15 protein-coding genes and 1 tRNA gene are annotated in these 12,578 nt (G+C 54.8%); 10 read left to right on the top strand and 6 right to left on the bottom strand.

Annotation, left to right across the window (positions count from 1 at the left end; translation table 11 throughout):
• Positions 1-37 precede the first annotated feature (37 nt).
• The gene (hypF, locus tag MVK60_RS07180; protein ID WP_297437920.1) at positions 38-2,356 is read left to right on the top strand and encodes a carbamoyltransferase HypF; all 2,319 of its coding nucleotides are present in this window, start codon (positions 38-40) and stop codon (positions 2,354-2,356) included.
• A 41-nt stretch (positions 2,357-2,397) separates the two neighbouring features.
• Positions 2,398-3,414 (top strand): hydrogenase expression/formation protein HypE, encoded by a 1,017-nt coding sequence (gene hypE / locus MVK60_RS07175; protein WP_297437918.1) that lies wholly within the window; start codon positions 2,398-2,400, stop codon positions 3,412-3,414.
• Here hypE and MVK60_RS11240 read toward each other — a convergent pair.
• The 4 genes from MVK60_RS11240 to MVK60_RS07155 form a co-directional block, all read right to left on the bottom strand.
• Positions 3,411-4,121 (bottom strand): hypothetical protein, encoded by a 711-nt coding sequence (locus MVK60_RS11240; protein WP_367270873.1) that lies wholly within the window; start codon positions 4,119-4,121, stop codon positions 3,411-3,413. The genes hypE and MVK60_RS11240 overlap by 4 nt on opposite strands.
• Positions 4,122-4,145: 24 nt before the next feature.
• Positions 4,146-5,348 (bottom strand): AMP-binding protein, encoded by a 1,203-nt coding sequence (locus tag MVK60_RS07165; protein WP_367270872.1) that lies wholly within the window; start codon positions 5,346-5,348, stop codon positions 4,146-4,148.
• A gap of 274 nt (positions 5,349-5,622) precedes the next feature.
• A complete protein-coding gene (locus MVK60_RS07160) occupies positions 5,623-6,363 on the bottom strand; it encodes a P-loop NTPase (protein WP_297437916.1) in 741 nt (246 codons plus the stop codon).
• Positions 6,364-6,509: 146 nt separating this feature from the next.
• Positions 6,510-6,587 (bottom strand) — tRNA-Tyr (locus MVK60_RS07155).
• A gap of 70 nt (positions 6,588-6,657) precedes the next feature.
• Here MVK60_RS07155 and MVK60_RS07150 point away from each other — a divergent pair.
• Together MVK60_RS07150 and MVK60_RS07145 are read left to right on the top strand one after the other, a co-directional pair.
• On the top strand, positions 6,658-7,236 hold the full coding sequence (locus MVK60_RS07150) for a hypothetical protein (protein WP_297437914.1): 579 nt from the start codon (positions 6,658-6,660) through the stop codon (positions 7,234-7,236).
• Positions 7,233-7,796, top strand: coding sequence for an aldolase (locus MVK60_RS07145; protein WP_297437912.1), 564 nt, complete (start codon positions 7,233-7,235; stop codon positions 7,794-7,796). Before MVK60_RS07150 ends, MVK60_RS07145 begins: the two co-directional genes overlap by 4 nt.
• Positions 7,797-7,815: 19 nt before the next feature.
• Here MVK60_RS07145 and MVK60_RS07140 read toward each other — a convergent pair whose 3' ends face one another.
• On the bottom strand, positions 7,816-8,067 hold the full coding sequence (locus MVK60_RS07140) for a UPF0147 family protein (protein WP_297437910.1): 252 nt from the start codon (positions 8,065-8,067) through the stop codon (positions 7,816-7,818).
• A 190-nt stretch (positions 8,068-8,257) separates the two neighbouring features.
• On the opposite strand from MVK60_RS07140, the gene MVK60_RS07135 reads away from it, so the two are divergent.
• From MVK60_RS07135 to MVK60_RS07120, 4 genes are read left to right on the top strand one after another with little or no spacing between them, the layout of a single operon-like run.
• The gene (locus tag MVK60_RS07135) at positions 8,258-9,031 is read left to right on the top strand and encodes a basic amino acid ABC transporter substrate-binding protein (RefSeq protein ID WP_297437908.1); all 774 of its coding nucleotides are present in this window, start codon (positions 8,258-8,260) and stop codon (positions 9,029-9,031) included.
• Positions 9,032-9,077: 46 nt separating this feature from the next.
• Positions 9,078-9,758: an amino acid ABC transporter permease gene (locus MVK60_RS07130; RefSeq protein ID WP_297437986.1), complete on the top strand. Its 681-nt coding sequence runs from the start codon at positions 9,078-9,080 to the stop codon at positions 9,756-9,758.
• Positions 9,745-10,512, top strand: a complete 768-nt coding sequence (locus MVK60_RS07125) for an amino acid ABC transporter ATP-binding protein (protein ID WP_297437906.1) — start codon at positions 9,745-9,747, stop codon at positions 10,510-10,512. The genes MVK60_RS07130 and MVK60_RS07125 overlap by 14 nt, the downstream gene beginning before the upstream one ends.
• A 1-nt stretch (position 10,513) precedes the next feature.
• Entirely contained in the window at positions 10,514-11,194 is a 681-nt protein-coding gene (locus MVK60_RS07120) for an amino acid ABC transporter permease (protein ID WP_297437904.1), read from the top strand.
• A gap of 5 nt (positions 11,195-11,199) precedes the next feature.
• On the opposite strand, the gene cobO is transcribed toward MVK60_RS07120, so the two are convergent.
• A complete protein-coding gene (cobO, locus tag MVK60_RS07115) occupies positions 11,200-11,727 on the bottom strand; it encodes a cob(I)yrinic acid a,c-diamide adenosyltransferase (protein ID WP_297437902.1) in 528 nt (175 codons plus the stop codon).
• 159 nt (positions 11,728-11,886) lie between these two features.
• Here cobO and MVK60_RS07110 point away from each other — a divergent pair, with 159 nt between their 5' ends.
• Positions 11,887-12,348, top strand: a complete 462-nt coding sequence (locus MVK60_RS07110; protein ID WP_297437900.1) for a hypothetical protein — start codon at positions 11,887-11,889, stop codon at positions 12,346-12,348.
• Positions 12,349-12,366: 18 nt separating this feature from the next.
• Positions 12,367-12,578: hypothetical protein (locus MVK60_RS07105; RefSeq protein ID WP_297437898.1), on the top strand; the 212-nt coding region annotated here is incomplete at its 3' end.

Below are 12,578 nucleotides of genomic sequence, written 5' to 3'. Positions count from 1 at the left end.
AAAGCCCCGGATCGTAAGAAAAACTTGAGGGAAGACCATGAGGGCGTACATAATTCACGTTAACGGCATCGTCCAGGCGGTCGGGTTCCGCCCTTTCGTCTACCGAATAGCCCACGAGAACGATCTGAAGGGTTACGTCAAGAACCTTGGGGACGCCGGCGTTGAGATAGTGGTTGAAGGAAGAAACGAGGACATTGAGGCCTTCATCAGGGACATCTACAGGAAAAAGCCACCGCTCGCAAGGATCGACAAACTTGAGAAAAAGGAAATTCCACCCCAGGGTTTTGCGGAGTTCTACATCGAGAAGAGCTCCAGAGGAGGAGGGGCTGGAGACTCTATAATCCCGCCGGACATAGCGATATGCGAGGATTGCCTGAGGGAGCTCTTCGACCCAACGAACAAGCGCTACATGTACCCCTTCATAGTCTGCACCAACTGCGGGCCGAGATTCACGATAATCGAGGATTTGCCCTACGACCGCGAGAACACCACGATGCGCGAGTTCCCAATGTGCGACTTCTGCGAGGGTGAATATAAAGACCCCCTCAACAGGCGCTACCACGCCGAACCCGTCTGCTGTCCGGTCTGCGGACCGAGCTACCGCCTCTACACGAAGGAGGGCGAAGAAATCACCGGCGACCCGCTGAGGAAGGCGGCGGAGCTGATAGACAAAGGCTACATAGTGGCCATCAAAGGAATCGGGGGGATTCATTTAGCATGCGACGCAACGAGGGAAGACGTCGTTGCGGAGCTTAGGAGGAGAACCTTCAGAAAAGCCAAGCCCTTCGCAATAATGGCCGAGTCCCTTGAGACGGTGAAGAGCTTCGCCTACGTGAGCAGGGAGGAGGAAGAGGAGCTGACCTCCTACAGGAGGCCAATAGTGACGCTACGCAAGAGGGAGCCCTTCCCACTCCCCGAAAACCTCGCGCCGGGGCTTCACACCATCGGCGTTATGCTCCCCTACGCCGGGACGCACTACATACTCTTCCACTGGAGCAAGACCAAGGTCTACGTGATGACATCGGCCAACTACCCGGGAATGCCAATGGTCAAGGACAACGACAAAGCCTTCGAGGAGCTGAAGGATATAGCTGACTACCTCCTGCTCCACAACAGGAAGATACTGAACCGCGCTGATGACAGCGTTGTGAAGTTCGTTGATGGGAGGAGGGCAGTTATAAGGCGTTCCCGTGGTTTCGTGCCTTTACCGATAGAGATTCCCTTCAGCTACCGTGGCTTAGCAGTGGGAGCCGAGCTGATGAACGCCTTCGGCGTTGCTAAGAACGGGAAGGTTTACCCGAGCCAGTACATAGGCAACACGGGAAAGGTCGAGGTTCTCGAATTCATGAGGGAAGCGATAGGGCACTTCATGAGGATTCTCCGCGTTAATGAGTTCGACCTTATTATAGCTGACCTCCACCCGGGCTATAACACGACAAAACTTGCCATGGAGCTGGCAAACGAGCTCAACGTTGAACTTCTCCAGGTTCAGCACCACTACACCCACATAGCGAGTGTTTTAGCCGAGAAGAACCTCGAAGGCGCCATAGGGATAGCGGTTGACGGGGTCGGCTACGGAACGGATGGCAATGTCTGGGGCGGTGAGGTTCTCTACCTGAGCTACGAGGACGTTGAAAGATTGGCCCACATAGATTACTACCCGCTCCCCGGCGGAGACCTGGCTAGCTACTATCCGCTCAGGGCCTTGATGGGAATCCTCAGCAAGGTCTACAGCGTTGAAGAGCTCGAGGGAATAATCGAGAAGTGCTGTCCAAAAGCGATAGACAGCCTCAAGTACGGAAAGGTCGAGTTCTCCGTTGTGTTGAACCAGCTCGCCAAGGGGATAAACCTCGCCTACGCCTCCTCCACTGGAAGGGTCCTCGATTCGCTCGCCGTCCTGCTCAACATAGCCTCCAGGAGGCACTACGAAGGCGAACCCGCGATGAAGCTGGAGAGCTTCGCGATGAAGGGCAAGAACGACCTGAAGTTCGAGGTACCGGTTGAAGGCGAGCTGATGAAGATTGAAGAGCTCTTCGTCCAGGCGCTTGAAGTCCTTGAGGGGGCTTCGCCGGCGGACATAGCTTACTCCGTTCACTTAGCTCTGGCGAGGGCGTTCTCCGAGGTGGCGCTCGAAAAGGCGAGGGAGTTTGGCGTAAAGGACGTCGTCATGAGCGGCGGCGTTGCCTACAACGAGTTGATTGTCAAAACCGTCAGGAAGGCCGTCGAGAGCAACGGCCTGAACTTCCACGTCACAGAGGAGGTTCCGAGGGGGGACAACGGTATAAACGTCGGTCAGGCCTTCCTCGGGGGGCTTTACCTTGAGGGCTACCTCACGAGGGAGGACTTGATGCTGTGAGGATACGTACTCATCTCAAAACAAAATTTGGAGGGTTGAAGATGGGGGAAAAGATAAAGCTCGAGCACGGAGCCGGTGGAGAAATAATGGAGGAGCTTTTAAGGGACGTTATCCTGAAGACCCTGACCTTGAAGAGCGCCGGGGGAATAGGGCTTGACGCACTCGACGATGGAGCCACAATACCCTTTGGGGATAAGCACATCGTCTTCACCATAGACGGCCACACGGTTAAGCCACTCTTCTTCCCCGGTGGGGACATCGGAAGGCTCGCTGTAAGCGGGACGGTTAACGATCTGGCCGTGATGGGGGCGAGGCCGTTAGCGTTGGCAAACTCGATGATCCTCGGCGAAGGCCTTGAGATGGAAGTCCTAGAGAGGGTTCTCCGCTCGATGGACGAAACCTCAAGGGAAGTTCCGGTTCCAGTCGTTACCGGCGACACGAAGGTCGTCGAAGAGCCGATAGAGATGTTCGTCATAACGGCCGGAGTTGGAATAGCCGAAAAACCTGTAAGCGACGCCGGGGCGAAGGTCGGCGACCTAGTTTTAATCAGCGGAACGGTAGGAGACCATGGAATCGCCCTGATGAGCCACAGGGAAGGCATCTCCTTTGAAACCGAGCTGAAGAGCGACGTAGCTCCGATCTGGGAGGTGGTTGAAGCCGTCGCAAAGGCCATCGGCTGGGAGAACCTCCACGCCATGAAAGACCCCACGAGGGCCGGACTGAGTAACGCGCTCAACGAGATAGCGAGGAAGAGCAACGTGGGGATGCTCATCCGGGAAGCAGATATTCCAATAAGACCTGAGGTCAGGGCCGCGGGCGAGATGCTCGGCATTAGCCCCTACGACGTTGCCAACGAGGGCAAGGTCGTCGTGGTGGTTGCCAAAGAATACGCTGAGGAAGCTCTAGAGGCCATGAGAAAAACGAAGAGGGGCCGGGATGCCGCCATCATTGGTGAGGTTAGGGAGGACTACAGGGGTAAGGTTATCCTGGAAACGGGGATAGGTGGGAAGCGCTTCCTTGAACCACCGGCGGGGGACCCGGTGCCGAGGATATGCTAACGCATCTCGAAGCCCTCAAGGGCCCTTTTTATTTCCTCCACGCTCGCCTCGTCTTCCAGCGTTGAGAGGTCGCCGAGACCCTTTCCGCTCGCCAGTGACTTCAGAACGCGACGCATTATCTTACCGCTCCTTGTTTTCGGCAGTTTATTGACAAAGAAGACCTCGGCCGGAGAAGCTATCGGCCCGAGGGTCTCCCTCACGTAGTCTATGAGTTCCTTCTTGAGGATTTCCTTTGGGATACAGTTCTCCTTGAGTATCACAAATGCCACAGGCACTTCTCCCTTAATCTCGTCGGGCCTTCCTATTACCGCTGCTTCGGCCACGGCCGGATGGAGAACCAGCGCGTGCTCTATCTCTGCCGTTCCAATTCTGTGGCCGGAGACGTTGAGCACCTCGTCAGCCCTTCCGAATATCCAGAAGTAGCCCTCGTCGTCTTTCATCGCGTAGTCGGCCGGGTAGTAAATCCAGAGACCTTCGTCCGGTTTACTGAAGCGCTTCCAGTAGGTTCTGATGTATCTCTCATCGTCGCCCCAGATTCCGAGGAGCATTCCCGGCCAGGGCTTTTTGATTACCAGGTAACCGCGCTCGTTTGGCTTCGCTGGCGTTCCGTCAGCCCTGAAAACGTCCGCGTCAACACCGAGACCCAAAAAAGTAGCCGAGCCGGGCTTAAGCGGTGGCAACTGTATCCCCGCTGACGGATAAATCATGTAGTCACCTGTTTCTGTCTGCCACTAGGTGTCTATTATCGGGCAGCGCTTACCGCCAACGACCTCGTAGTACCATTTCCAGGCAGTGGGGTTTATCGGCTCTCCGACAGAACCGAGGAGTCTCAGACTGGAGAGGCCGTGCTTCTTCACCCATTCATCTCCATAGCGCATGAGCATCCTTATTGCCGTTGGCGCTGTGTAGAAGATGGTAACCCCGTGCTTCTCTATGAGCTCCCAGGGCCTGTCCGGCTTCGGGTAGTTGAGCGCACCCTCGTACATCATAACAGTTAAACCGAGCGTGAGTGGGCCGTACACCAGATAGCTGTGGCCCGTAATCCAGCCGACGTCGGCGGTATTCCAGAAGAGGTCGCTCTCGGTTATTCCCCATGCCCACTGCATTGTTTTGGCCACGTGGACGAGGTAGCCGCCCGTGGAGTGGACTATGCCCTTCGGCCTTCCGGTGGTTCCGCTCGTGTAGAGTATGAAGAGGGGGTGGTTGCTCTCAACAGGAACTGGTTCAACATATCGCTCCGCCCCGTCAAGGAGCTCGCTCCAGTCGTAATCCCTGCCCTCGACCATGTTGACGTTGCCCTCCCTCCTGAGAACGACAACGCTCTCAACGCTCGGTGTTTCAAGGAGGGCTTTGTCCACTATCCCCTTCAGGTTGAGCTTTTTGCCCCGCCTGTAGAGGTAGTCGGCGGTTATCACGACCTTTGCCTTGGCGTCGTTTATCCTCGTTGCCAAGGCCTCAGCTGAGAATCCAGAAAAGACGACGCTGTGGATTGCACCTATCCTCGCGCTCGCGAGCATCGCCATGACTACCTCTGGAACGAGCGGCATGTAGGTTACGACCCTGTCACCCTTGCCGACGCCGAGGTTTTTTAGGGCGGAAGCGAAGCGGTTGACCTCCATGTAAAGTTCGTAGTATGTTAGGGTTCTGGTTTCGCCCTTCTCGCTCTCCCAGATTATAGCCGCCCTGTTTCTCCTGCCGGATTTAATGTGCCTGTCGAGGGCGTTGTAGCTCGCGTTTAAGGTACCGCCAACGAACCAGCGGAAGAAGGGAGCCTTTGAATCGTCGAGCACTTCCTCCCAGGTTTTGAACCAGTCGAGAACCTTTGCTCCCTCTGCCCAGAACTCCCCCAGGTTCTCTATGGACCTCCCCCGCTCCTCCCTGAAGGCCTGCATGGGGACGTACCTTTCCTTCAGAAATCCTTCCCCGATCTGCATGGAACCACCCGTTTTTTCTGGATAGGGATTAGGTCTCCTTAAAATTCTTTCGTTTATTGTCAAAATGATAATCGCCAAATGACGAAAAAAAGTTAGGGAAGCTGAATTAACTGAAAGCCGAAAGGTAAGTAGTAGTTCGCCGAAACAGAGGGCGAGGAACCACTGAATGGCAACAAAAAGCCGATAACTTAGAAAAGATATTCAGGATATTTGCCAAAAATTTGTAAAAATTTTGGAAAGGAGCGTCAAAACGTCAATAATTTTTCGAACCCTCTCATCCATTAATTATCTTCCATAGCTCCCCAATTTGCCCTATAGGTTCGACTTCCCTGCCCCTCAAGCTGTCCAGTATGAAGTTCTGGTCGAAGGGAACCACCACATCGGGCTTGACCGGGAGCTCCTCCTCAACGCCGGGGAGGGCCTTGTTGAGAACAAGAACGTGCTTCAGACCGAGGCTCTCGCTGAGCGAGGCTATCTTCCTCGATAGCTCGATTGATTCGGTGGAGGGCTCCGCAACGTCGATTACAACGTCAACGTACCTGTCAACTCCCCTTCCGAAGTGCTCTATCCCCGCTTCAGTATCGACGAGGACGACCTCATTCTCCCCAAGCTTTATGCCCTCTAGGAGCTTTCTGGCCAGAAATCCGTAGGGGCAGGCGCAACCTTCTTCGGCCTCCTCGATCTTACCGATCGTCAGGACGGCGAGGTTGCCTTTTTTCGCTAATATTTCCTCGGGGATATCGTGGAGCGTCCAGTTGAAGAGTTCCTCATCGAGCTCCCCTTCACCCTCTGCAGCCATGAGTATCTTCGCCCTCTTCTTCCCTCCAAGGTGCTCTGCCAGAGTTTTAACCTTCGGGAGGCCGAGCATCCGGTAGAGGCCAGGATTTGATTCATCGGCGTCTATGATGAGGACACGGTAACCCTTCCTGGCCAGGTACTTTCCCAGCATTGCACTTATGGTGCTCTTTCCACAGCCACCTTTACCGCTCACGAGAACCTTCATTCGTATCACCATCTAACAAAAAAGTAGCACGACTTATAAGGAATTTGGTCTGCTCTGACCTCCTCTCGCCTTAAAAGGCGAGGCTTTCAAAAGAAAAATGTAACCGGCAGACTGACCGAACCATAGGGAGGGATTGAACGTTTAGAAGAGCTTTCTGGTGGTCCCGCGGCCCGGATTTGAACCGGGGACCTGCGGATCTACAGTCCGCCGCCGCTCCCAGGCTAGGCTACCGCGGGACCCGTGCCCGTTCCTTAGTGGCCGGGGTAGGTTTATAAATTTTTCTCCCGAACTGGCCGTGGTGAGATCATGTACCTTGGTGAACCCGTTAACCTCGCGATGCCCCTCGCCAAACGCATTGGAGATTGGATTGTGGAAAGGGGGAGGATCCCCGGGGGGAACGAAGTCAAGGGGATCATGGAAACCTTCGGGCTCACTGAGACGTGTGCCGGGAGAAGGCCCAGGGTCTATGAAGGGGAAAGCCTCGTGGCGCTGGTCTTTCAGGGGGACGGGCATCTGGTCGTGGACGTCCTTTCTTCCACGGGGGACCTGGGTGATGCCCTTGAGGTTGTGACGTACCACGACGGGAAGCTTGAGGCGTTCGTTGTCGAGATAGTTCCCGCAGATGATATGGTCTACGAGGGCAACGTTGGAATCGAACCCGTGATAGTTGACGATGGGAACCTTGAGCTGGAGAGCAGTCCCGTCTTAGGCCGCTTTGAGGAGGGAAGCGATGGGGTGTTCCTGCTCATCGATATGGAAACTTACGAGAGGTGGAAGAGCACGGGGGACGTTCATATCTGCCCGGTCTGCGGTGGTGAACTCGCGTGGAGGGACGAGAAAGCCATCTGTCGGGACTGCGGCTACGGTGTGAGGGTGGTGAGATGATGATAGAGCGGAGGCTGCTGGTAAAGTACTCCCGGCTGGCCCACGAGCGCGGCCTCACGGCGGCATTCGGTGGGAATCTAAGTGTAAGGCGGGGAAATCTGATTTTTATAAAGGGCACTGGCGCCGTTATGGATGAAATGACGGGCGGACAGGTGGCAGTGATTACGATGGACGGCCGTCAGGTTTCGGGTGTCAGGCCCTCGTCGGAGTACCGCCTCCACCTGATGATCTACAGGGAGAGGCCCGACGTTAGGGCGGTAGTCCACCTTCACCCACCCTACTCAATAGTGGCTTCAAACCTCATCGAGGATGAACTGCCGATAATGACACCGGAGGCAGAGGTGTACCTCAGGAGGATACCCGTGGCACCGTTCAGGCCCGCAGGCACGGAGGAGCTGGCGGAAACGACCGTGACCGAGATGGGGGGTTTCGATGCGGTCTTGATGGCGAGGCACGGACTGGTCACCGTGGGGAGGAGCCTGCGTGAGGCGTTCTACAAGGCGGAGCTTGTGGAAGAAAGCGCAAAGCTCTGGTACCTCAGCATGGGGCGCGGGTTATGAGCGGAAAAAGCAAAAACGCTCATTTAACCTGCTCAAGGGCCCCAAGGACCTCCCAGATGATGGTCCTCGTGTGCATGGGCATGTTGGGGTCCTCGCTTATCTCCTCAAGAATGGCTATGGCGTCTGCCGCCCTGACGGCGGGCTCCTTGCCCTCGTCGAGAAGAACGTCTATTGCGCCCTCGGCGGCCCGCCTGATGTTCCTGGGGACGACCGTGTCCTGTACGACCTGATCCTTGAGAACCTGAACAATCTGCTCTATCAGCCCGCTCATTCTACCACCCCCTTTTTCTAAAGAATGGTTACTAAAATCTCCACGACTATCATAAGTTTTTCCAGCTAAAAAGCTTTTCGGTTAATGTCGAAACCTGTGGAAAGTAAGGAAGAAACTCCTCAGGTTGTCATGAAAGCAGTGTATGAACCGAAAATGATATTAGAGCGAATGTCCAAGTTACGGTTCGGTGATGTGCACGAAGGGTAACCTAGTTCTTGCGGGTTTTGTGGCTTCGGTGTTGATATTAGCCGTTGCCGCCAGCGGCTGCATAACGACCGGCACCTCCAAGGAGAAGGTCCTCGTTGTGGGGACCAGCGCCGATTTCCCTCCCTTCGAGTATAAGGACCCAAGCACCGGCAACATAACCGGCTTTGACATGGATCTGATAAAGATGGTGGCCCAGAAGGCCGGCTACGACCGGGTTGAGATAAAGGACATGGACTTCGACTCCCTGATCCCGGCCCTCCAGACGGGCAAGGTCGACGTCGTTATAGCGGGGATGACCATAACGCCCAAACGCGAGCAGGTCGTCGACTTCAGCGCCCCGTACTGGAAGGCCGACCAAGCGGTAGTTGTACGGAAGAACTCGGATATACGGGTCAGTTCCCCCGACGACCTCAAGGGAAAGGTAATAGGCGTCGAGAAGGGCACTACAGGGGCGCTCTACGTCAAGAACAAGCTGGGAAACAGCGTCACCATGAAGGAGTACAACGGCTACGTGGCCGCGCTCCAGGCCCTCCTGAACGGCCAGGTTGACGTGCTCGTGCTTGATTCACCCGTGGCCAACATGTTCACCAGCAGGTACAACGTCAAGGTCATCTACACCATACAGACGAATGAGCACTATGGTATAGCCGTCAGGAAGGGCAACAAGGAGCTCCTGAACAAGATAAACAAAGCCCTCAACGAGATAATGAACTCCCCCGACTGGAACAAGCTCGTGGCCAAGTACTTCGGCGGGTGATCCTCTTCTAATTTTTTAAAATCGGGAGGTGCAGGTTTTGATATCCGTGGAAAGCGTCCCGTGGGGCGTTGCAGTGAACATGTTGGTGGAAGGCGCCAGGATGACCATTGTGCTCTCGGTGCTTTCCATAATCCTGGGTCTAATCATAGGGCTCCCGGTTGCGCTCATGGAGACGTACGGGAACAAAACATTGAGGTACGTCGCTATGGTCTACGAGGGCACGTTGAGGGGCATTCCCCTGCTGGCCATCTACTTCATTATATTCTTCTCCATGCCCCTCCTCATCGGGGTGGGACTCCCCGCGTTCTGGGCCGCCGTTGTGGGGCTCGGGATACGCTCATCGGCGTACCAGTCGCAGATCTTCAGGAGCGGCATCCAGGCGGTCGACGAGGGGCAGATAGAGGCCGCCTTATCGCTGGGAATGTCCCGGATGCAGATGATAAGGCACGTCGTGCTCCCCCAAGCCCTCAGGATGGCGATACCCGCCTGGATGAACGAGTACATAATAGTCCTCAAGGACACCTCCATAGCGCTGGCCATAGGCATAGTCGAGCTCACCAGGCAGGCCACTTACCTTGTATCGATAACCGCCGAGCCCTTCAAGTACTACGGGATAGCGGCGCTCTTTTACCTCGCGATGGTCCTGCCACTGACCTACCTGGCGGGACGTGTCGGGCGTAAATATGGAATAAAGGGCACTGGGGGTGGCGCAAATGTCAGGATCTAACGACGTCCTGGTGATTCGAAACCTCACGAAGAAGTTCGGGGAGAAGCCCGTCCTCCGGGGCATTTCCTTCAACGTGGAGAGGGGGGAGACCAAGGTGATAATCGGACCCAGCGGTGCCGGTAAAAGCACCCTTCTCCGGTGCATCAACAGGCTCGTGGAACCCGACTCGGGGGAGATAATTTTCAACGGGGCAAACATCCTGTCAAGGGACGTGAACATACAAGAGATCCGCGCCAAGATAGGCTTCGTCTTCCAGCATTTCAACCTCTTCAAGCACCTGACGGCCCTCGGGAACGTCAAAATAGGCCTCAAAGTCATCCGGGGCATGGATGATGCGGAGGCAGATGAGAAGGCCAGGGAGGCCCTCAAAACAGTTCACCTTGAGGAGGACGCCTACGACAAGTACCCCGCGGAGCTGAGCGGCGGCCAGCAGCAGCGCGTGGCGATAGCCAGAGCCCTCGCAATGGAGCCGGAGATAATCCTGTTTGATGAACCAACTTCCGCCCTCGATCCCCAACTGGCGGGGGAGGTTCTGGACGTCATGAAGGATCTGGCAAAGAAGAAGGTCACCATGCTCGTCGTGACCCACGAGATAGGCTTCGCCCTCAATGCAGCAGATGAAGTGCTCTTCTTCTACGACGGGATCATATGGGAGAAAGGCAAACCAAAGGATCTGCTGTACCACCCGCAGAGGGAGGAGACAAGGGAATTCCTCCGGAGGATAGCCGACCTCTCTATGTTCGGGGGCGAGTGAGATGGGCTATGCGGGATTGATAGCGGGCTATCTCCTTGGGGGACTGGTGGTAACCCTGGAGCTCACCATCATCGGATTCATAGGCGGGTTCGCCCTCGGGTTCCTCCTGGCCGTCAGTCGAACCTACGGGGGAAGGTTCTCGAAACTGCTCTCCACCGCCTACATAGAACTGATACGTGGCACCCCGATGCTCCTGCAGCTCTACATAATCGGCTTTGGTTTTCCACTGTTCGTGAGGAGGTACTACCCGAGCTTCGTCATGAGCCCGGTGCTCGCGGCCTCACTGGGAATGGTGCTCAACAGCGCCGCCTACCAGGCCGAATACATACGCGGGGCATTCAACTCAATAGACTACGGCCAGATCGAGGCGGCCCTCTCCCTCGGAATGTCGAAATGGAAGATAATCCGCCACGTAACCTTCCCCCAGGCACTCAGAATAATGCTGCCGAGCTGGACGAACGAGATGGTCTATCTGCTAAAGTACTCCTCACTGGCGATGCTACTGGCGGTTCCAGAGCTCATGTACAAGGCCAGCGTGGCCGCCTCAGAGACGTTCCTCTACGCCCAGATATACCTCATAGTGGCCGGCATCTACCTGATCTTCGCGACCCTAATAATCCAGGCCATGAGGCGGGTGGAGGTGAGGCTTCACATACCGGGCGTCACCACGATAAAACGCTGAGCACCTCAGAATTCCACGCCCCTCCTCGCGAGGATTCCCCTCTGATAGGGGTGCTTTACCTCCCCCATCTCCGTCACGTAGTCGGCCAGCTCAAAGAGCTCCTCGGGGCAGTAGCGGCCGGTCAGGACGAGCTCCGTGTGCGGGGCTTTGCTCCCGATGAGCTCCCTGACTTCCCCAACGTCGAGCATTTTGAAACCGAGGGCGACGCAGAGCTCGTCGAGGATTACCATATCCCATTCGCCGCTTGAGACGAGCTCTTTAGCGCGCTTCAGGGCTTTCTTGGCGGCCTCTATGTCGTCCGGTTCGGGTTTCCCGTGGACGAACTTGGGCAGGCCGAAGGACTCTATGACCGCGCCACATTCGGCTATCTTCTTCTGCTCGCCGTAAACGTCTCCGGCCTTCATGAACTGGAGGATTATGACCTTTCCGCCGGAGCCGAGCATCCTGACGGCCAGGCCGAAGGCCGCCGTCGTCTTCCCCTTCCCGTTGCCGGTGTAGATGTGCACCAGTCCGAGCTTGTCTTTCCACGTCATGTGGGTTCACCGGATGGATATAATTGCCAGGGATTTTAAGGGTGTTGGATGAATAGATTTTGTAACTCATACTGAGCATTTGAGAACTCATTAAATCGTTAGAATGGGTCTTCAGTAGGTTGCCAAAATTTTTAATGTTATATGTGAATAAACTGGTTGATGATTGAGGTAGATATCGAGGTAAATGACTTCAAGATTAGAGCAAGTGGAAAAGGCAGTAAATCCCCGGAAGACTTCATCCTTAGAGCGAAGTTTAGGGGAAAACGGGAGTTTACACCTAAGCATGCTCACTTTATAATTGATTTCTATGGCAAACTGTGCTACTCAACAGAGGTCAGGCAGAGTTTATTCAAGCTAATAACCCGTATATATCTCGGAGAAACCCCTGAGGAGGTCCTGAGAAAACTGGATCCAGTTACCCTTAAACTGTTAAATACCTCTCCAGGTTATCCTATTGAATACATCCTTTATGCACTATGGTTATTGTTTGAGATAGAGGACATTAATTATCCTCAATCGCAGGGTAAAAATGGAAGACGTCAACCTTACCAGATGTTCGTTGATGTAATGAACGGTATGCACCCAGTAAATGCTATGAAAAAAGCAGGTCTTAGGATATAACATACTTGGTGAGCGCCCATGAGAGAAGTTCCGTTCGAGGAATATCTGGAATTCATAAAAAAGCACGATCACGTCATTATAGAGAATCAAAGAATAGACATTGGAGAACCCATCCCAATCAAAATATTTCAGCCTCAGAACTTCAAGCTTGAAACAACGACCGTATGGAGCTTTCCAGATCGAGGGAAATGGGCGACTCATCATGCAAATGCAAAATACAGGGGAAATGG

It is taken from the genome of Thermococcus sp. (genome assembly GCF_026988555.1).
Taxonomy (GTDB): Archaea; Methanobacteriota_B; Thermococci; order Thermococcales; family Thermococcaceae; genus Thermococcus.
The sequence above is the reverse complement of the archived record's forward strand: the minus strand, read 5'-3'. Positions and strand labels throughout refer to the sequence as shown.

Excerpts from the sequence above, each read along its gene's own strand:
- MVK60_RS07160 (WP_297437916.1), bottom strand. The coding sequence starts at position 6,363 with ATGGTGATACGAATGAAGGTTCTCGTGAGCGGTAAAGGTGGCTGTGGA.
- MVK60_RS07120 (WP_297437904.1), top strand. The coding sequence starts at position 10,514 with ATGGGCTATGCGGGATTGATAGCGGGCTATCTCCTTGGGGGACTGGTG.
- MVK60_RS07110 (WP_297437900.1), top strand. The coding sequence starts at position 11,887 with ATGATTGAGGTAGATATCGAGGTAAATGACTTCAAGATTAGAGCAAGT.
- MVK60_RS07140 (WP_297437910.1), bottom strand. The coding sequence starts at position 8,067 with ATGAGCGGGCTGATAGAGCAGATTGTTCAGGTTCTCAAGGATCAGGTC.
- hypE (WP_297437918.1), top strand. The coding sequence starts at position 2,398 with ATGGGGGAAAAGATAAAGCTCGAGCACGGAGCCGGTGGAGAAATAATG.
- MVK60_RS07125 (WP_297437906.1), top strand. The coding sequence starts at position 9,745 with ATGTCAGGATCTAACGACGTCCTGGTGATTCGAAACCTCACGAAGAAG.
- hypF (WP_297437920.1), top strand. The coding sequence starts at position 38 with ATGAGGGCGTACATAATTCACGTTAACGGCATCGTCCAGGCGGTCGGG.
- MVK60_RS07135 (WP_297437908.1), top strand. The coding sequence starts at position 8,258 with ATGTGCACGAAGGGTAACCTAGTTCTTGCGGGTTTTGTGGCTTCGGTG.
- MVK60_RS07150 (WP_297437914.1), top strand. The coding sequence starts at position 6,658 with ATGTACCTTGGTGAACCCGTTAACCTCGCGATGCCCCTCGCCAAACGC.
- MVK60_RS07145 (WP_297437912.1), top strand. The coding sequence starts at position 7,233 with ATGATGATAGAGCGGAGGCTGCTGGTAAAGTACTCCCGGCTGGCCCAC.
- MVK60_RS11240 (WP_367270873.1), bottom strand. The coding sequence starts at position 4,121 with ATGATTTATCCGTCAGCGGGGATACAGTTGCCACCGCTTAAGCCCGGC.
- MVK60_RS07165 (WP_367270872.1), bottom strand. The coding sequence starts at position 5,348 with ATGCAGATCGGGGAAGGATTTCTGAAGGAAAGGTACGTCCCCATGCAG.
- cobO (WP_297437902.1), bottom strand. The coding sequence starts at position 11,727 with ATGACGTGGAAAGACAAGCTCGGACTGGTGCACATCTACACCGGCAAC.